General features: G+C 70.1%; 15 protein-coding genes and 1 pseudogene. 12 read left to right on the top strand and 4 right to left on the bottom strand.

What is annotated here, in order from left to right:
* Positions 1-307: 307 nt before the first annotated feature.
* The gene (dnaE, locus tag HNR02_RS17880) at positions 308-3,883 is read right to left on the bottom strand and encodes a DNA polymerase III subunit alpha (RefSeq protein ID WP_179774281.1); all 3,576 of its coding nucleotides are present in this window, start codon (positions 3,881-3,883) and stop codon (positions 308-310) included.
* A 147-nt stretch (positions 3,884-4,030) separates the two neighbouring features.
* Here dnaE and HNR02_RS17875 point away from each other — a divergent pair, with 147 nt between their 5' ends.
* The 6 genes and pseudogenes from HNR02_RS17875 to HNR02_RS17855 all read left to right on the top strand — a co-directional run bounded on the left by HNR02_RS17875 (position 4,031) and on the right by HNR02_RS17855 (position 7,996).
* Entirely contained in the window at positions 4,031-4,603 is a 573-nt protein-coding gene (locus HNR02_RS17875; protein WP_179774280.1) for a TetR/AcrR family transcriptional regulator, read from the top strand.
* Between the two features lie 58 nt (positions 4,604-4,661).
* Positions 4,662-5,423, top strand: a complete 762-nt coding sequence (locus HNR02_RS17870; RefSeq protein ID WP_179774279.1) for an SDR family oxidoreductase — start codon at positions 4,662-4,664, stop codon at positions 5,421-5,423.
* Positions 5,424-5,480: 57 nt separating this feature from the next.
* The gene (locus tag HNR02_RS17865; RefSeq protein WP_179775982.1) at positions 5,481-6,392 is read left to right on the top strand and encodes an asparaginase; all 912 of its coding nucleotides are present in this window, start codon (positions 5,481-5,483) and stop codon (positions 6,390-6,392) included.
* Between the two features lie 5 nt (positions 6,393-6,397).
* Positions 6,398-7,576: an aminotransferase class V-fold PLP-dependent enzyme gene (locus tag HNR02_RS17860; protein ID WP_179775981.1), complete on the top strand. Its 1,179-nt coding sequence runs from the start codon at positions 6,398-6,400 to the stop codon at positions 7,574-7,576.
* A 29-nt stretch (positions 7,577-7,605) separates the two neighbouring features.
* A pseudogene (locus tag HNR02_RS36495) lies at positions 7,606-7,716 on the top strand (histidine kinase); the annotation flags it as partial.
* Positions 7,717-7,738: 22 nt separating this feature from the next.
* Entirely contained in the window at positions 7,739-7,996 is a 258-nt protein-coding gene (locus HNR02_RS17855) for a hypothetical protein (RefSeq protein ID WP_312861044.1), read from the top strand.
* 184 nt (positions 7,997-8,180) lie between these two features.
* Here HNR02_RS17855 and HNR02_RS17850 read toward each other — a convergent pair whose 3' ends face one another.
* Positions 8,181-10,475 carry a beta-xylosidase/alpha-l-arabinosidase gene (locus HNR02_RS17850; RefSeq protein WP_179774278.1) on the bottom strand — a complete coding sequence of 765 codons (2,295 nt, stop codon included), beginning with the start codon at positions 10,473-10,475 and terminating at the stop codon, positions 8,181-8,183.
* The gene (locus HNR02_RS17845; protein WP_179774277.1) at positions 10,472-11,506 is read right to left on the bottom strand and encodes a LacI family DNA-binding transcriptional regulator; all 1,035 of its coding nucleotides are present in this window, start codon (positions 11,504-11,506) and stop codon (positions 10,472-10,474) included. Before HNR02_RS17845 ends, HNR02_RS17850 begins: the two co-directional genes overlap by 4 nt.
* Before the next feature lie 142 nt (positions 11,507-11,648).
* Here HNR02_RS17845 and HNR02_RS17840 point away from each other — a divergent pair, with 142 nt between their 5' ends.
* The 6 genes from HNR02_RS17840 (at position 11,649) to HNR02_RS17815 (ending at position 17,778) form a co-directional block, all read left to right on the top strand.
* Entirely contained in the window at positions 11,649-12,935 is a 1,287-nt protein-coding gene (locus HNR02_RS17840) for an extracellular solute-binding protein (protein WP_179774276.1), read from the top strand.
* Positions 12,932-13,864 carry a carbohydrate ABC transporter permease gene (locus HNR02_RS17835; protein ID WP_179774275.1) on the top strand — a complete coding sequence of 311 codons (933 nt, stop codon included), beginning with the start codon at positions 12,932-12,934 and terminating at the stop codon, positions 13,862-13,864. The genes HNR02_RS17840 and HNR02_RS17835 overlap by 4 nt, the downstream gene beginning before the upstream one ends.
* Complete coding sequence (locus HNR02_RS17830; protein ID WP_179774274.1) at positions 13,864-14,679, top strand: carbohydrate ABC transporter permease; 816 nt, start codon at positions 13,864-13,866, stop codon at positions 14,677-14,679. Before HNR02_RS17835 ends, HNR02_RS17830 begins: the two co-directional genes overlap by 1 nt.
* Positions 14,680-14,885: 206 nt before the next feature.
* Positions 14,886-15,779: an alpha/beta fold hydrolase gene (locus HNR02_RS17825; RefSeq protein ID WP_179774273.1), complete on the top strand. Its 894-nt coding sequence runs from the start codon at positions 14,886-14,888 to the stop codon at positions 15,777-15,779.
* Positions 15,776-16,933 (top strand): macrolide family glycosyltransferase, encoded by a 1,158-nt coding sequence (locus HNR02_RS17820; RefSeq protein ID WP_179774272.1) that lies wholly within the window; start codon positions 15,776-15,778, stop codon positions 16,931-16,933. Before HNR02_RS17825 ends, HNR02_RS17820 begins: the two co-directional genes overlap by 4 nt.
* Positions 16,930-17,778 (top strand): alpha/beta fold hydrolase, encoded by an 849-nt coding sequence (locus HNR02_RS17815; RefSeq protein ID WP_312861043.1) that lies wholly within the window; start codon positions 16,930-16,932, stop codon positions 17,776-17,778. The genes HNR02_RS17820 and HNR02_RS17815 overlap by 4 nt, the downstream gene beginning before the upstream one ends.
* On the opposite strand, the gene HNR02_RS17810 is transcribed toward HNR02_RS17815, so the two are convergent.
* Positions 17,717-18,646 carry an ADP-ribosylglycohydrolase family protein gene (locus HNR02_RS17810; RefSeq protein WP_179774271.1) on the bottom strand — a complete coding sequence of 310 codons (930 nt, stop codon included), beginning with the start codon at positions 18,644-18,646 and terminating at the stop codon, positions 17,717-17,719. The genes HNR02_RS17815 and HNR02_RS17810 overlap by 62 nt on opposite strands.
* Positions 18,647-18,650: the final 4 nt, after the last annotated feature.

Raw genomic sequence — 18,650 nt, 5'->3', positions numbered from 1 at the left:
TGAGGGCTTGTTGCGCTCGGCTTGCACGCGAGTTCTGCGTTCCCGCGCGCGAGTTCCACGCTCGCGGGGGTTCTCGCTACGCGGGTGTTTGCGCTGCGCGCGGCTGAGGGCGCCGGGCTTCGCTTCGCTACGCCCTGGGCCGTGGGCGCTGGCGCGCCCCGGCGTTGCGGGAGGGATGTGGTTCGGGAGGCGGGGGCTTTCGTTGCCGGGTGGCGGGTGTGTGCCGGGAGGCGCGCCGCGCGGAGCGCGATGCGTGAGGGGACTCGGCGTCCGGAGCGTAGTTCCACGTTCCGGGCGCGGGTGGGAGTTAGGTGCCGGCGGTGATGCCGGGGATGCCTTTGAGTTCACCCATCAGCATGGAGCTGACCTTGACCGGGTAGTCGTAGAGGGCGAACGTCGTTTCGCGCTTGGTGCCGACCAGCTTCAGGCGCACCGGGGTGTCGCCGCGGTGGGCGAGCAGCGTCGATTTCAGCTCGCCGACCACGCTCTTGTCCAGGCGCTCCGCCGTGCACTTCAACACCAGCGGCGGCTCGTCCTCGCCGTTGCCGATTTCGGAGAGATCCAGCGGTACCAGGCCGCCGCCGAAGACGGACATCTTGTCTTCGCGCCAGTTGACCCTGCCCTTGACCAGCACAGCGTTGTCCTCGATCAAATCAGCCTGGAACATGGCATAGGACTTGGGGAAGAACAACACCTCCAGGGAAGCGTCCATGTCCTCCACGGTACAAATCGCCCAGGGCTCGCCCTTCTTGTTGACCCGCCGCTCCAGCGACGTGATCAACCCGGACACGATCAGCTCGCCCTCCTTGGGCGGGTTGTCCAGGATCGCCGCGATCGGGCGCGGCGCGTGCTTGCGCAGGATCCGCTCGGCCCCGTCCAGCGGGTGCGCCGACACGTACAGGCCCAGCATCTCCCGCTCGTAGGCGAGCAGCTGCTTGCGCGGCCACTCCTCCTCACCGAACTTCAAATGCGCCAGCGGCGACGACGACGGCGCGGCCTCCGCGGCCTCGTCCTCCCCGCCGAACGCGCCGAACAGGTCGAACTGCCCCATCGCCTCCTGGCGCTTGAGCGGCACCACCGCATCCACCGCGTCTTCGTGCACCTGGATCAGCGACAGACGGGTGTTGCCCAGCGAGTCGAAACCGCCCGCCTTGATCAGCGATTCGATGACCCGCTTGTTGCAGGCCACCAGCTCGGACTTGTCCAGGAAATCGGTGAACGAGGAGTACTTGCCCTTCTCCTGGCGGGTCTTGATGATCGACTCCACCACGTTCGCGCCCACGTTGCGGACCGCGCCCATCCCGAAGCGGATGTCGTTGCCGACCGCGGCGAACCGCTGGCCCGACTCGTTCACGTCCGGCGGCAGCACCTTGATCCCCAGCCGGCGGCACTCCGACAGGTACACCGCCGACTTGTCCTTGTTGTCACCGACCGACGTCAGCAACGCGGCCATGTACTCCGCGGTGTAGTTCGCCTTGAGGTACGCCGTCCAGTACGACACCAGACCGTAGGCGGCCGCGTGGCTCTTGTTGAACGCGTACCCGGCGAACGGGAGGATCGTGTCCCACAGCGCCTGGATCGCCTCGTCGGAGAACCCGTTCTCCTTCATGCCACCGTGGAAGCCCTCGAACTCCTTGTCGAGGACCTCCTTCTTCTTCTTGCCCATCGCGCGGCGCAGCACGTCGGCCCGGCCCATCGAGTAGCCGGCGACCTTCTGGCCGATGTGCATGATCTGTTCCTGGTAGACGATCAGGCCGTAGGTGTCGGCCAGGATCTCCTTCAGGGGATCTTCGAGCTCCGGGTGGATCGGCTTGACCTGCTGCCGGTTGTTCTTCCGGTCGGCGTAGTCGTTGTGCGCGTTCATGCCCATCGGGCCGGGGCGGTAGAGCGCGCCGACCGCGACGATGTCGTCGAACACCGTGGGCTGCATACGCCGCAGCAGGTCACGCATCGGCCCGCCGTCCAGCTGGAACACGCCGAGCGTGTCACCGCGGGCGAGCAGTTTGTAGGTCTCCGGATCGTCCACGCCGAGGGTGTCGAGGTCGATGTCGACGCCACGGTTGGCCTTGATGTTGTCGATCGCGTCACCGATGACGGTGAGGTTGCGCAGACCGAGGAAGTCCATCTTCAACAGGCCGATGGCCTCACAGGACGGGTAGTCCCATCCGGTGATGATCGACCCGTCGTCCCGCTGCCACAACGGGATCGCTTCCATCAGCGGCTCGCTGGACATGATGACCGCGCACGCGTGCACACCCGCGTTGCGGATCAGGCCCTCCAGGCCACGGGCGGTGGTGAAGATCGTCGAGACCTCTTCGTCGGTCTCCACCAGCGTGCGGACCTCGGCCGCCTCGCCGTAGCGCTCGTGCTGCGGGTCCACGATGCCCGACAGCGGGATGTCCTTGGCCATGATCGGCGGGGGCAGCGCCTTGGAGATCTTGTCCGCGATCGCGTACCCCGGCTGGCCGAAGTGCACGCGCGCCGAGTCCTTGATCGCCGCCTTCGTCTTGATCGTGCCGAAGGTGATGACCTGGGCGACCTTGTCCGCGCCGTACTTGTCGGTGACGTAGCGGATCATCTCGCCGCGGCGGCGGTCGTCGAAGTCGATGTCGATGTCGGGCATCGAGACGCGCTCGGGGTTGAGGAACCGCTCGAACAGCAGCTTCTGCGGGATCGGGTCCAGGTTCGTGATACCGAGGACGTAGGCGACCAGCGAACCCGCCGCGGAACCACGGCCGGGGCCGACGCGGATGCCGACCTTGCGGGCGTAGTTGATGAGGTCGGCGACGACGAGGAAGTAGGCCGGGAAGCCCTTGCCGATGATGACCTCGAGCTCCATGTCGAGCCGCTCGCGGTAGCCCTCCGGCGCGCCCTCCGGGAACCGCCAGGCCAGGCCGCGGTCGACCTCGGCACGCAGCCAGGACGCCTCGTCATGACCGTCCGGCACCGTGAAGACCGGCATCCGGTCCTTGTGGGTGTAGACGTCCTCGTACGATTCGACCCGCTCCGCGATCAGCAGGGTGGAGTCCGCGGCCCCGGGCACCTCGGTGTCCCAGTACTCCCGCATCTCCGCGGCCGATTTCAGGTAATAACCGTTCCCGTCGAACTTGAACCGGTTCGGGTCGTTCAGCGTCTTGCCCGACTGCACACACAGCAACGCCGAATGCGAATCCGCCTGATCCTTGGTCACGTAGTGCGAGTCGTTGGTCGCCAACGGCTTCAACCCGAGCAGCTTGCCGATCTCCAGCAGGCCCTCGCGCACCGACCGCTCGATCGGCAGGCCGTGGTCCATCAGCTCCAGGAAGAAGTTGTCCGCCCCGAAGATGTCCTTGTAGTCCGACGCCGCCTGGATCGCCTCGGCCTTCTGCCCCAGCCGCAGCCGGGTCTGCACCTCACCCGACGGGCAGCCCGTGGTGGCGATGATGCCCTCCGCGTTCTCCGCGATGATCTCGCGGTCCATCCGCGGCTTGCGGTAGTAACCCTGCGTGCTCGCCAGCGACGACAGCTTGAACAGGTTCCGCAACCCCGTCGCGTTCTCCGCCAACATCGTCATGTGGGTGTAGGCGCCACCACCCGAGACGTCGCCACCCTCACCGAACTCGTCACTGCCCCGCTGGGACGCCTGCCCCCAGAACACCGGCTTCTTGTGGAACCGCGACTCCGGCGCGATGTAGGCCTCGATGCCGATGATCGGTTTCAGGCCCGCCTTGCGCGACTGCTGGTAGAACTCGTCCGCGCCGTACATGTTCCCGTGGTCGGTCATCCCGACCGCGGGCATCTCCAGACGCGCCGCCTCCGCGAACAACGGAGCGATCTTCGCCGCACCATCGAGCATCGAGTACTCGGTGTGCACATGCAGGTGGACGAAGGAATCGTTCGACACCAGCAAAAACCTCCCCTGTTGCGCACAGTCCGCGCGCGGACTCCCGGCCTGGAGGGTCAGCCTAACTCGCGGCACCGACAGAAAAACGCAGGCGTGCCGAGCGAGGTTTATTTGATCTCCAGTTCCAGTATGCGCTACGGTCGCGGCATGGCGAGGACGAAGACCTTCGACGTCGACGTGGCGGTGGACAGGGCGATGGAGGTGTTCTGGACCCACGGGTTCGCGAACACCACGCCGCAGCGGCTGGTCGACGCGATGGGCATCGGACGCGGCAGCCTGTACAACGCGTTCACCAGCAAGCACGCCCTCTACGAGCGGGCGCTGCGGCGCTACTACGAGCGGGAGACGGTCCGCCTGATCGAGGTCCTGGACGGGCCGGGCCCGGCCGTCGAACGCCTGCGGACCGCGATCGAACTGGTCGTCGATTCGGCGCGGAAAGACGGGCGTGGCTGCATGATCGCCAATGCCGCCACCGAGTTCGGCGACGCCGACGAGGCGGTCAACCACCTGGTCCGTCGCACCTTCGAGCGACAGGAGGCGGCGCTGCGCGGCACCATCGAGGAGGGTCAGCGCGCGGGGGAGATCGACCGATCGGCCGACGCCGCGGCACTGGCGTCCTTCCTCCTCGCCACGCTCAACGGCATCCGGGTGCTCGCGAAGGCCGACCCGGATCCGGGGCGGCTCGCCACTCTGGCCGGCACCGCTTTGCGCACACTCTGATCCGCGGCGCTTTGCGCTGCTCTAATTTTGTAACTCTGATTCAAGAAAGGCTGGTCACATGGACCTGCAGCTGAGTGGGAAGACCGCCGTCGTCACCGGGGCGAGCAAGGGGATCGGGCGGGCGATCACCGAAGCGCTGACCGCCGAGGGCGTCACCGTGTTCGCGGCGGCACGCACCGTGCACGACGGGCCCGGAATCGGCGTCGCGACCGACCTCACGACACCCGAAGGAGTGGCACTGCTGGCCGAGCGCGCCGGGGAGGTGGACATCCTGGTCAACAACCTCGGCGGAGTGGCGCAGAGCAGCATGCGCGCCGCAGGATTCCTGGAAGTCGACGACGAAGCGTGGCGGCACACCTACGAAGTCAACCTGTTCTCCACCGTGCGGGTCACGCGTGCCCTGCTGCCCGGCCTGCTGCGCCGACGGGGCGTGGTGATCAACATCTCGTCGATCGGAGCCCGCGCGGCCTTCCAGCCGGTCGACTACGGCACGGCGAAGGCCGCGCTGACGAACCTCACCAAGGCGCTGGCAGAGGAGTTCGGCTCGCGGGGCCTGCGCGCGCTGACGGTCTCCCCTGGCCCGACCCGAACGCAGAACTGGCGCGACAAGGACGGCTACGCGGGCGAACTGGCCGCGGCGGCGGGGCTGCCGCTGACGGAGTTCCTCGCCGAGGTGCCCGCCGCGATGGGCATCACGACCGGGCGGCTGACCGAGCCCGAGGAGACGGCCGCGCTGGTGACCTTCCTGGCCTCACCCCGCTCGGGCAACCTCACCGGCGCCGATTACCTCGCCGACGGCGGGGTAATCAAAACGGTGTAGTGACGAGCGTCCGGTTGACAGGGCGGAACCCACGCGGCGAGCCTCGGGAGCGTGGTGATCCCCCTGGTGCAGGTTGTCCGCGACGGGCTCGTCGAAAGCGTCCACTTCGGATCGCGGGTCGTGCTCGGCCCCGACGGCGAGGTGCTCGAAGCGGGCGGCGAGGTCGACGAGCCGGGCTACCCGCGCTCGACGGCGAAGCTCATGCAGGCCGCCGGCATGGTCCGGCTCGGCCTCGATCTGCCCCCCGATCTGCTAGCGCTGGCCGCCGCGAGCCATTCCGCCGAGGAATTCCACCTCGCCGGGGCTCGCGCGATCCTCGGCGACCTCTCCGAGGACGACCTGCAGTGCCCGGCGCACCTCCCGCACGACCCGGTGCTGCACGACGTCTGGATCGCCGAGGGCCGCGCCCCGCGCCGTCTGGCGCACTGCTGCTCCGGCAAGCACGCGGCGATGCTGGCGACCGCGAAGCTCAACGGCTGGTCCACCCACGACTACCGCGATCCGGCCCATCCCCTGCAGCAGGCGCTCGCCGCGACCGTCGCGGAACTGGCCGGGGAACCGGTCGCGCACACCGCGGTCGACGGGTGCGGCGCGCCGCTGTTCGCGATCTCCCTGCGTGGCCTGGCCCGTGCCGTGCGGCGGGTGGCCACCGCGCCGCACGGGACCCCGGAACACCGCGTGGCGGAAGCGATCCGCAAGCATCCGGAGATGCTGGCGGGCCCGAACCGCGACGTCACCCAGCTCATGCGGGCCGTGCCCGGGCTGATCGCGAAGGACGGCGCCGAGGCCGTGCAGATCGCGGTCCTGCCCGACGGCACCACGGTCGCGCTCAAGATCGCCGACGGCTCCGCGCGCGCCCGCATGCCCGCCACGCTCGCGGCACTGCGCCGCGCGGCGCACGGGCACGACTGGGACGAGGTCGTAAAGCGGTGTCCTGCCCTGAACGTGCCCCATATGGTCGGTCTGTGACGACACTGCGCGAAGAAGACGTCGAGAGGTTCCGCCGCGACACGCCGGGCACGGGCGAGGTCATCCACCTCAACAACGCCGGCTCGGCCCTGCCCCCGGCCCAGGTCACCGATGCCGTACTGGACTACCTCCGCGAAGAGTCGCGGCGGGGCGGTTACGAGACCGCGGCCGCGCACACGGACCGCATACAGGGTGTGTACCACTCGGTCGCCCGGTTCCTCGGTGCCGAAGCCGGGGACATCTCGGTGACCGACAGCGCCACCCGCTCCTGGCAGGCGGTGTTCTACGCGCTGCGGTTCTCCCCCGGCGAGAAGATCCTGACCTGCCGCTCGGAGTACGCCAGCAACGCGATCGCCTACCTGCAGATCGCGCGTCGGACCGGTGCCGTGGTCGAGGTCGTCGGGGACGACGAGAGCGGGCAGCTGGACGTCGCCGATCTGGAACGCCGCCTGGACGGCACCGTCAGGCTGATCGCGATCACGCATGTGCCGACACAGGGTGGGCTGGTCAATCCCGCCGAGGAGGTGGGCGCGATCGCCGAGCGGGCCGGGATCCCGTTCCTGCTCGACGCCTGCCAGTCGGCGGGCCAGCTGGACCTGGACGTGCGGCGCTTGCGCTGTGACGCGCTTTCCGGCACCGGCCGCAAGTACGTGCGCGGCCCGCGCGGCACCGGTTTCCTCTACACCCACCCGAGGCTGCGTGAGCGGATCGAGCCCGCGATGCTCGATCTGCACTCGGCCACCTGGACCGCTCCGGACGCCTACGAAGTGGCGCCCGACGGCCGCCGGTTCGAGACGTGGGAACGCAACCACGGTCTCGTGCTCGGCCTCGGCGCCGCGGTCGACTACGCCCTGGCGATCGGGCTGCCCGCGATCGAGGAGCGGGTGACCACGCTCGCCGCCCGGCTGCGCGCGGACCTGGCGCGGATCCCCGGTGTCACCGTGCACGACCAGGGCGAGCGCAAGTGCGGGATCGTCACGTTCAGCGTCGCCGGGGCGGACGCGACAGACGTCAGGAACCGCCTGTCCGCGTCCCGGATCAACACCTCGGTGTCGCACCGCACCTCCTACCAGTACGACCAGGAGGTGCGGCACCTGCCGGACATGGTGCGGTCGTCCGTGCACTACTACAACACCGAGGACGAGCTGCGCGCGCTCGTGGACGTCGTGGAGAAGCTGGCGTAGCTACTCGTTGTGCAGCACCGTCGCGATCGGTGTCCGCGCCGCGCTCCGGGCAGCACCGTGACCTGCCGCGGGGTCATGCCGAGCGCGCCAGGATCGCGCGGGAGCTGCACGACATCGTCAGCCACAACGTGAGCGTGATGGTGGTCCGGGGCCGCCCGCGGGGTGCTCGCGACGGAACCCGGGCAGGCGGCGACGGCGCTGGAGACGATCGAGACGGCGGGCCGGGACACCATGACCGAGCTGCGGAACCTGCTCGACGTGCTCGCGCCACCGGCCGACGGTGACGAGCAGGCGGACCTGTCGCCGCAGCCCCGCCTGAGCAGGCTGAGCCCGCTGATCGACCGGATCGCGTTCTCCGGGCTGCCGGTGGAGCTCCGGGTTTCGGCGAGCCCCGGCCGCTACCCTCCAGCGTGGACCTGACGGCGTAGCGGATCATCCAGGAGGCGCTCACCCACGCGCTCAAGCACGGCGACGGGTTCCGGGTGCGGGCGAAGATCCCGCCGGTGCCATTGGGTTCCTGCTCAAGGACGTCACCCCGGGCACCTGGTCGCCGCGGTGCGCCTGGCCGACACCGGCAACGCACTGCTGGCGCCGTCGCGGTTGGTCACGCCTGGAGGCTGACCGGAGTGGTCAGCACCCGGTCGCGACCTGCCTCCCGCACCGGGCCGGTCAGCTCGAACGCGCCCCGGCACGGCAGGTCGTCCGCGGAGCGGCCCACGAAGACCTCGATCGTGCCCGGTTCGACGATCCGCCGCAGTTCGATTCCGGTGAACGCGAGCCGGTCGGCGTGCAGCGTGAAGGTCACCGTGGTCGCCTCGTCCGGTTCGAGCGTCACCCGGGCGAACCCGGCCAGCTGCTTCACCGGGCGGGTCACCTGCGCCTGCACGTCGTTGACGTACAGCTGCACCACCTCGTCGCCCGCGCGTCCCCCGGCATTGCGCACGCGCACCGAAATCTCCACCGAGCCGTCGGTCGGGATCTCCTCCGCGCTCAGCGTCAGGTCCGTGTAGTCGAAGCTCGTGTAGGAAATGCCGTGCCCGAACGGGAACAGCGGGCTCGGGTCGAGGTTGCTGATCCCCTCGCTGTTGCCGCCCAGCGGCGGGTGCAGGTAGGTGCTCGGCTGCGCGCCGGCCATCCGCGGCACCTGCACCGGAAGGCGGCCGCCCGGGTTCGTCCGTCCGGAAAGGACACCCGCCAGCGCGGGACCGCCCTCCTCACCCGGCATGAACGCCTGCACCAGGGCCGCCGCCCCGGCGTGGTCCCCCAGCGCGTACGGCCGCCCCGACACCACGACGACCACCACCGGTGTTCCCGTCTCCAGCAACGAAGCCAGCAGTTCGTCCTGCACGCCCGGCAGCCGCAGGTCCGGCGCGTCACATCCCTCGCCGGACGTGCCCTCGCCGAACAGGCCCGCCCGGTCGCCGACCACCGCGACGCACACGTCGGCGCCACGCGCGGCGTCGACCGCTTCGGCGAACCCGGACCGGTCCTCGTCGCGAATCGGGCACCCGGCGGCCGAGGTGATCACGGCGTCCGGCAGTTCGTCCCGCAACGAAGCCACCAGCGACGGCGCCTCGACACCGATCCCGAACTCCGGGTACCGCGGCAGGACGTGGTTGGGGTAGGAGTAGCAGCCCATGAACGCCAGCGGATCGTCCGCGCACGGCCCGACCACCGCGATCCGCCGCGCCGCCAGCGGAAGCGTGCCGTCGTTGCTCAGCAGCACCACCGACTTCTCCGCCACCTCCCGCGCGATCGCCCGGTTGCGCGGCGAGTCCAGGTCCACCGGATCCGCCCGCGGCGCCCAGTCCGCGTCGAGCAGGCCCAGCTCGGCCTTCTGCCGCAGCAGCCGTCCCACCGCACGGTCCACCAGGGACTCCGGTACCTCGCCCGACCGCACCAGTTCGACGAGTTCCTTGCCGTAGCAGAGGGTGTCCGGCAGCTCGACGTCGACGCCGGCGGCCAGGGCCAGCGCCCCGGCGTGGCCGGTCCCGTCGGCGACCCGGTGCATGCTCTTGAGGAACGCGATGGCCCAGTAGTCGGACACCACCACGCCTTCGAAACCCCACTCGTCACGCAGGATTCCGGTCAGCAGAGCCGGGTTCGCGGCCGCGGGCACCCCGTCGACGTCGACGTAGGCGTTCATCACCGCCCGCGCCCCGCCCTCACGGATCGCGGTCTCGAACGGCGGCAGGATCACGTCCCGCAGCTCACGCGGACCGATCGACACCGGCGCGTGGTTACGCGCCGCCCGCGACGCCGAATACCCGGCGAAGTGCTTGAGCGTGGCGACGATTCCGTTGCGCTCCAAGCCCTTCACATACGCGGCGCCGAGCATCGAGACGAGATACGGATCCTCACCCAGGGTCTCCTCGACCCGGCCCCACCGGTAGTCCCGCACGACGTCCAGCACCGGCGACAGACCCTGGTGCACGCCGACCGCCCGCATGTCGTCCGCGATCGCCGACGCCATCCGCTCGACCAGGTCCTCGTCGAACGTCGCGGCCCACGCCAGCGCCGCCGGGTAGACCGTGGCGCCGTAGGTGGTGAAGCCGGTCAGGCATTCCTCGTGCACCAGCGCGGGAATTCCCAGCCGGGTCTCCTCCACGATCTCCCGCTGCAACGCCACGATGCGGGCCGCGCCCTCTTCCGCGCTGACCGGCGTCGTGCCGAACACCCTGGTCAGGTGGCCGATCCCGTTTTCCCGCGCCTGCGCGAAGGCGACCGCGCCCCGCGCGAACACGTCCTGCATCGGCGCGACGTTGCCGTTGAGCTGCTCGTTGCCCGGCCACGCGCTGCCCAGCTGCGCCACCTTCTCGTCGAGTGTCATCTCCGCCAGCAGGGCCGCGGCCCGTCGCTCGGCGGGCAGGGCGCGGTCATGCCAGGTCGGGTGCGTCATGGTGCTCCTTGCAGGTTCGTCGTCGAATCGCGCACCACCAGATGGGTGGCCAGCTCCACGTGATGTGAGTCGAGGGTTTCGCCCGCGGCCAGCCGCAACAGGGTCCGCAGGGCGACGCGGCCCATGTCCTGCAACGGTTGCCGTACGGTGGTCAGCGCCGGGGTGGCCAGCTCGGCCAGCATCGTGTCGTCGAAGCCGACCACCGACAGGTCCTCGGGCACGCGCAGCCCGCGCCGCCGCGCCGCCTCCATGACCCCGAGCGCGGTCGCGTCGCTTCCGGCGAACACGGCGGTCGGCGGCTGCCGCAGGTCGAGCAGGCGCCCGCCCATCTCCAGGCCGTCCGGGTAACCGAACGCGCCGTGCAGGATCAGCTCCGGATCCACCGCGATCCCGGCGTTCTCCAGCGCCGCGCGGTACCCGTGCTGACGGGCCTGGCTGCACGAGGCTTGCACCGGCCCGCCGGCGTAGGCGATGCGGCGGTGTCCCAGCCGCAGCAGGTGCTCGGTCGCGGCGACCCCGCCGTTCCAGTTGGTCGCGCCGACACTGGTGACCTCGACGCGCGGCAGGTTCAGCGGATCGATCACCACGAGCGGCAGCCCGGCGCGGGCGAAGCCCTCCACCTGGGCGCGGGTCAGCTCCGAAGTGACCACGATCAGGCCCTCGCGGCCCGCGACGCGCAGGCGGCGGGCCCAGTCGTCGTCGCCGTGGTCCGGCAGGCGCCCGACCACCACGTCGACCGCGGTTTCGACACCCGCCTCGGTGACGCCACGCAGCACTTCGAGCGAGTACGGGCTGACCAGATCGTCGAACACCAGGTCCACCACGCGCGCCGGGGTGACCGGCCGTCGGCCGGGCTGCGGGAGGTAGCCCAGCTCCCTGATGACGTCCTGCACCCGCTCGCGGGTCGCCGCCGCCACGTCACCGCGGCCGTTGAGCACCTTGGAAACGGTCGGCATCGAAACCCCGGCGGCCTCCGCCACCATCGCGAGCGTCGCCCGCTGAGAACCCGCCGACACCGAAACCTCCACCATCTTTGCCGAAAAGTTTCAGCCGACTATAACCCGGTCAAAGCTATGAAAACACCTCTTGACCTGGGTGTCGCCGCAGCATATCTTCCGACACACACCAGAGTGTTTCCGAAAATTTTCGGACCTTCGATGGGGAAGGCGCATCATGACACTGGTCAAGCGGCGCACGGCCGTGATCGCGGCCGGACTGGCCGCGGTTCTCTCCTTCACCACCGCCTGCGGGTCCAGCGGTCCCACCGGTGGCGGCGGCGCCACGGCGTGGTCGCTCACCGGCGGCGACGAGCAGACGTTCCGCACGTCGTTCGACTCGGCCGGGATCGAGGCCCAGTACTTCGGCAACGACGCGTACAAGCAGAAGATCCGCACCGCGATCGGCGCGGGCGAGGCCCCCACCCTGGTCTTCAGCTGGAGCGGCGGCCTGCTCCAGTCCTGGGTGGACTCCGGCAAGATCATGGACCTGTCCCAGGAGGCCGCGAACGACCCGGCCTTCGTGAACCGGTTCCTGCCCTCGGTGGCGCGCACCGGCGTGCTCGACGGCAAGACCTACGCCGTCCCGAACAACGGCATGCAGCCGGTCGTCCTGTTCTACAACAAGGAACTGTTCGACCAGATCGGCGCGCAGCCGCCGAAGACCTGGGACGACCTGATGGCACTGGTGCCGCGGTTCAACGCCGCCGGAATCGCACCGTTCTCCATGGGCGGGCAGAGCAAGTGGCCGCAGCTGATGTGGGAGGAGTACCTCGTCGACCGGCTCGGCGGGCCGGAGGTGTTCAACGCCGTCGCCGAGAACAAGCCCGGCGCGTGGTCGGATCCGGCGATCATCCAGGCCAACACGATGATCCAGCAGCTCGTCGACGCGGGCGGGTTCGTGCACGGCTTCAACTCGATCGCCACCGACAGCAACGCCGACACCGCGCTGCTGTTCACCGGCAAGGCCGCCATGTACCTGATGGGGTCGTGGGCGTTCCCGACGATCAAGCAGGCCGATCCGGAGTTCATCACCGGCGGCAAGCTCGGCTGGACCAGCTTCCCCACCGTCACCGGCGGCAAGGGCGACCCGGCGAACATCGTCGGCAACCCCGCCAACTACTGGTCGGTTTCGGCCACCGCGAGCGACGAGCAGAAGCAGGCCGCGCTGCGGTACCTGCGCGAGGACCTGATGAACGACACCTACGTCGACTCGCTGCTCGCCGGCGGTTCGGTGCCCCCGCTGACCGGCATCGAGGACAAGATCGCCCGGACCGAGGACCCGGAGTACCTGACCTCGATCTACGAGATGGCCAGCGGCGCGCCGAACTTCCAGCTGTCCTGGGACCAGGCCCTGTCCCCCGGCCAGGCCGACACGCTGCTGACCAACCTGGAGCAGCTGTTCCTCAAGCAGATCACGCCGGAACAGTTCTCCGCCAACATGAACGCGACGATCGGGCAGTGAGCACCGTCCTTCAGGCGCGGGACCGGGCGCCGGCACGCACGCCGGCGCCCGGCCGTCCGCGTCGCCGCTCCGGGCCGAGCCCGCTGATGGCGGTACCCGCGCTGGCGTTCTTCGCGGTGTTCGCGATCGTGCCGCTCGGCGGGGTCGCGGTGCTGAGCTTCATGGAGTGGGACGGCATCGGCGACCCGTCGTGGACGGGCCTGGACAACTGGGCGCTCGCGCTCGCCGATCCGGCCACCTACCACGCGATCTGGCTGTCGGTGCAGGTCATGGTGCTCAGCTGGCTGGTGCAGACGCCGATCTCGCTGTTGCTCGGCGTGCTGATCGCGCGGCGCGGCCGGTTCCGCGCGGTGCTCGGGGTGCTGTACTTCCTGCCGATGCTGCTGTCCGCGGCGGCCATCGCGATCGCGTTCAAGGCGCTGCTGGACCCGAACTTCGGGATGAGCCGCGCGTTCGGCCTCGACGTCCTGTCGCAGGACTGGCTCGGCGATCCGACGCTCGCGCTGTATGTCGTGATCTTCGTGATCGCCTGGCAGTTCGTGCCGTTCCACACGCTGCTCTACCAGGGCGGTGTGCGGCAGATCCCGGTGTCGCTGTACGAGGCGGCACAGCTGGACGGCGCCGGGCCGGTGCGGCAGTTCTTCCACATCACACTGCCGCAGCTGCGGTACACGATCATCACGTCGTCGACGCTGATGACGGTCGGTTCGCTGACCTACTTCGACCTCGTGTTCGTGCTCACCGGCGGCGGTCCGGGCGACGCGACCCGCCTGCTGCCGCTGGACATGTACCTGTCCGGGTTCTCCGGCAACGACATGGGGCGGGCGAGCACGCTGGCCGTGCTGCTGGTGGTGGCCGGGCTCGCGTTGTCACTGGGACTGTCGAAGCTGTCCAGTTTCCGGCGGGGCAGTCAGCTGGAGGGAGCCTGATGCGGACGCGTCCCAACTACGCGGGCGGCCTGGCCGGGATCGTGTGGCTGGCGATCGTGCTGGTGCCGGTCTACTACGTGGTGGTCACGAGCCTGCGCAACCAGCGCGGGTTCTACGACGCGAACCCGCTGTCGATACCGGCGCCGACCGCGAGCGCCTACGAACGGGTGCTGGCCAACGACTTCTGGCGCTATTTCCTCAACAGCGTCGTGGTGACGACGGCGACCGTGGCGATCGCGGTCGCGGTGTCGCTCATGGCGGCCTACTACGTGGTGCGCGGGACTTCCTGGTTCTCCCGGCTGACGTACCGCGGTTTTCTGCTGGGACTGGCGATCCCCCTGCAGGCCACCATCATCCCCATCTACTACCTGATCACACGTGCCAAGCTGTACGACACGCTGCTGGCGATCATCCTGCCGTCGGTCGCGTTCGCGATCCCGCTGTCGGTGGTGATCCTGGCGAACTTCCTGCGCGACGTGCCGAACGAACTGTTCGAGTCCATGCGGGTGGACGGCGCGGGCGACTGGCGGATGCTGTTCAGCCTCGTGCTGCCGATGACCCGCCCCGCCGTGGTGACGGTCGCGGTGTACGACGGGCTCAACGTGTGGAACGGGTTCCTGTTCCCGCTGATCCTCACGCAGAGCGCGGACCAGCGCGTGCTGCCGCTCGCGCTGTGGTCGTTCCAGGGCCAGTTCCGGGTCAACATCCCGGCCGTGCTGGCGGCGGTCGTGCTGTCGACGCTGCCGGTGCTGGCGCTGTACATCCTCGGCCGCCGCCAGCTGGTCAGCGGCCTGACGGCAGGTTTCGGCAAGTAGCCGACGGCGTGTCGGCCGCTCCGGGCACCGTGTTGGCCGCTCCGGGCACCGTGTTGGCCGTCCCGGTCACCGTGTTGGCCGCTCCCGGCGATGGTCACTCGGGCGTGTGGAGATCTTGGCTCGATGGAGTTTCCGTGGCGCGCCCACGGGCGGCGACGTGGTTACGTGGCGGGCCCCAAACCCCCACACCCCGAGGAACCTTCGCTGTGACGGCAACGACCACCCGGCACGAGATCGTCCCGCTCACTTTCGGGGGGTTCGCCTTCCAGGGGCGGATCGTCCGCGGACCGGGCGTCAGAGAAGAGCCGATCGTCCTGGTGGGCGGCGCTTTCCAGCACATGGACGCGTGGGGCCGCATCGAACGCGACCTGCTCGCCGAGACCGACGTGATCACCGTCGACCTGCCCGGCTGGGGCGCCGCGGACCGGCTGCCGCCGGAGTACGGGGTCGACTTCCTCGCCGGCGCGCTGGACCACCTGCTCGACCAGGTCGCGCCCGGACCGGTGCACATGGTCGGCGCCTCCTACGGCAGCGGCGTCGCGCACCGGTGGGCCCAGCTGCGGCCGGACCGGATCAGCCGCCTCATGCTGGTGGGCACGATGACCCACGTGACCGGCCGCCTGCGCACCCGCATCGCCCGCAGCGTCGAACTGGCCGAGCAGGGACGGCACGAGGAGTTCACCGCCGAAGTGCTGGACCTGATGCTGAGCCGCGAGCCCGGCGTGCGCCGTCAGGCCGCGGTCCGGCGGTGCCTGCGCGGCCTGGTCGAGACGATGAGCGAGGCCGACGTCGGCAAGTACCTGGACAACACGCGGCGCCTGCTGGACCACCCCGGTGACGACGCCGCCGTCCTGCCGGTCCCGGTGCTGGTGACGACCGGTGAGCACGATCCGCTGACCACGCCACGGCTGAGCCGCGAGGCCGCGGCCCGGTGCGCCGACGCGCGGTTCACCACGATCTACGGCGCGGACCACCTGGTGCACCTGGAGCGGCCCACCGAGGTCGTCGACCTGGCCTTGCGCTTCTTCGGGGGGCGGCCGCTGTCCGGCCTGCCGTACTGCGGGCCGGTCGAGCACGTCGTGTGCGGGGTGGCGCGATGAGTCACGTCCTGTTCGTCAACGCCCCGGACCACGGGCACGTCAACCCCACGCTCGCCGTGGTGACCGAGCTGGTGTCCCGCGGCTGTCGCGTCAGCTACGCGGTGGGCGAGGATTTCGCACCGCAGGTGCGCGCGGCCGGGGCGGAACCCGTTGTGCTGCCCGGAGTTCGCGACGCCGGACCGCCGCCGGAGGACCTGATGGCGGGTGTGGAGATGTACCACCGGGACGCCGAGGCCGCCCTCCCGGTGCTGGAAGCCGCGTTCGCCGATGACCCACCGGACGTCGTGGCCTACGATTTCGTCGCCTTCGCCGGAAAGATCCTGGCCCGCAAGCTCGGCCTGCCGATGGTGCAGCTGTCCCCGACACACGCCTTGTTCCCCGGCTGGGAACGTGTCGCGTTCGGCGTGGAGACGGTGGCGGAACTGCCGGTGTACCAGCGGTTCCAGCGGTTCCTCGACGCCAACGGCCTTGGCTGCACGGTCGAGGACTTCCAGGGGACGACCGATCCGAAGGTCGTGTTCGTGCCGCGGGCGTTCCAGATGTCCCCGGAGCTGCTCGGCGCGGAACACACGTTCGCCGGTCCCGCACTGGGCGACCGGGCGTTCCAGGGCACGTGGCGGCCGCCGTCGGGCAAACCGGTGCTGCTGATCTCGCTCGGCTCGTGCTTCACCGACCAGCCGGACTTCTTCCGCGCCTGCCTGGACATGACCGCGGGCCTGGGCTGGCACACGGTGCTGGCGATCGGACGGCACGTCGACCCGGCCGCGCTCGGGCCGGTTCCGGACGGCGTCGAGGTCGCCCCCATGGTGCCGCAGCTCGACGTGCTCGCGTCGGCGTCGGCGTTCGTCACGCACGCCGGGATGGGCAGCCTGCTGGAGTCGCTGTACCACGGCGTGCCGATGGTCGCGGTCCCGCAGATGGCCGAGCAGCGGCTCAACGCGGCGCGGCTCACCGAACTGGGGCTGGGCGTCACGCTCGACCGCGCGGAGGTGACCGCCCAGACGCTGCACAACGCGGTGCTGGCGGTGTCGTCCGATCCCGGCATCGAGGCGAACGTCCAGGCCATGAGGGAGACCGTGCGGGCCTGCGGTGGTGCGGTGGAGGCCGCCGACGTCATCGAGAAGGCCGCGATCCGGGAAGGGGCGCCGCTGTGACCACCGCGTCCTTCACGGCCGGGACTGTCATGCTGGAGACCGACCGGGGCCGGTTCGCCGCCCACCGGGCCGGGACCGGCGAGCCGGTGGTCCTCGTCGCCGGGTACCTGGGGTCCAAAGAGGACTTCGCGCCGCTGCTGCCGCTGCTCGCCGACGCCGGGTACGCGGCCTGGGCGGTGGATCACCACGGCCAGCACGAAAGCCCCGGCTCCGACGATCCGAGCGCCTACACACTGTCCGCGATGGCCCACGACCTGCTCGCGGTGATCGGCGAAATCGGCGAAGGCGAGCCGGCGCACGTCGTCGCGCACTGCGCGGGAGCCGCGGTCGCACACACCGCTGCCGTGATCGACCCACGGGCCGTGCACAGCCTTGCGCCGCTGGGCAGCCTGTTGTCCGGATCGGACAAAGAAACCGCTTTCCTCACCTGGTGCGCGGAGGCGGTGTCCGCCGGGGGCGCGGCCGGGCTCGGCAACCTCATCGAGCACTGGGCCCGGGAGCAACCGGAGCGGCTGGACCTGATGACCACGCGGCTGTCGACGACGCGCACCGGTCATCTCATCGGTTTCCCGCGGATGCTGTGCGGGCCGCGGACGGGTCTCGGGGAGCTGGCCGGTTCCGGTGTGCCGCTGCTGTTCGTGCACGGCATGGACGACGCCTTCACCGGCTCGCACGAGCAGTACCAGCGGCTGGCCAGACGCTTCGGCCGGGACGCGGCCGGGATCGCGGGCGCCGGTCACTGCGTGCAACTCGACCGTCCACACGAGACGGCCGAGGCGCTCGTCAGTTTCTGGCGCGAAGTTTCAGCAACCCGTCGGCCAGCTCCGGCAGCGGAAGCTCGTTGACCTCGGTCACGGTCCGGACCGCCTCCTCCGGAAACGCCCCCGCGCCGTGACACGCCCCGGCGATCGCGCCCGCCATGGACGCGATCGTGTCGGTGTCCCCACCGAGGCTCGCCGCGACGCGGCACGCTTCCCACGGGTCGGGATTGTGCGCGAGCACCGCGAAGGCGGCGGGCACCGACTCCTGGGTGGCGACGCTGGTTCCGATCAGACTCGCGATGTCGGCCGGGTTCATCGTGCGCGCCCACCTGATCCGCGCGGCGACGTCCCCCGCGGCGACCCAGTTTCCCCTCCGCGCCGCCAGTTCCGCGGCCTCGATGGCGCAGTCCGTCGCCTCCTCCCGGCTCGCTCCGCCGATCCCCGCGCTCACCGCCGCGGCGACCGCGGCCGCCCCCGCGAGCGCGACGCCGGTGTTGTGCGTGACCCAGCTGGCCTCCACCACCCGGTCGACGAGCAGCGGCAGCTCGGGTGGGTTCACGATGCCCACCGGCGCGATGCGCATGGCGGCGCCGTTCGTGGTTCCGTGGCGACCGGCCTTCTCCAACGGTTCACCTGCCGCCACCGCGGTCACCGCGGCCCGTGTCGACGGGCCCAGCAGTCCCCGGATCCCGCGGCTTCGCAGGTCCCGCTCCCAGTCGAGGAGTTCGTCCGCGAGGCGGCGCGGGTCGATGCGCCCGTCGTTGCCGATCAGGAGGCGGGCCATGATCACGGCCTGTTGCGTGTCGTCGGTCACTCCTCCTGCCGGCATTCCCCGCGCGGCCTGGAAGTTCGTGACCGGGGTGATGTCGTGTGGCGCCTTGCCCTCGGTGGGCATGCCCAATGCGTCGCCGATCGCCAGGCCCGCCAAGGTCGACAGCACTCGTTCCCGCACGGTG

The organism is Amycolatopsis endophytica, from assembly GCF_013410405.1.
GTDB classification, from domain to species: Bacteria; Actinomycetota; Actinomycetes; order Mycobacteriales; family Pseudonocardiaceae; genus Amycolatopsis_E; species Amycolatopsis_E endophytica.
The sequence above is the reverse complement of the archived record's forward strand: the minus strand, read 5'-3'. Positions and strand labels throughout refer to the sequence as shown.

Coding starts and splice junctions, on each gene's coding strand:
- HNR02_RS17850 (WP_179774278.1), bottom strand. CDS start 10,475: ATGACGCACCCGACCTGGCATGACCGCGCCCTGCCCGCCGAGCGACGG.
- HNR02_RS17870 (WP_179774279.1), top strand. CDS start 4,662: ATGGACCTGCAGCTGAGTGGGAAGACCGCCGTCGTCACCGGGGCGAGC.
- HNR02_RS17830 (WP_179774274.1), top strand. CDS start 13,864: ATGCGGACGCGTCCCAACTACGCGGGCGGCCTGGCCGGGATCGTGTGG.
- HNR02_RS17820 (WP_179774272.1), top strand. CDS start 15,776: ATGAGTCACGTCCTGTTCGTCAACGCCCCGGACCACGGGCACGTCAAC.
- HNR02_RS17875 (WP_179774280.1), top strand. CDS start 4,031: ATGGCGAGGACGAAGACCTTCGACGTCGACGTGGCGGTGGACAGGGCG.
- HNR02_RS17840 (WP_179774276.1), top strand. CDS start 11,649: ATGACACTGGTCAAGCGGCGCACGGCCGTGATCGCGGCCGGACTGGCC.
- HNR02_RS17845 (WP_179774277.1), bottom strand. CDS start 11,506: ATGGTGGAGGTTTCGGTGTCGGCGGGTTCTCAGCGGGCGACGCTCGCG.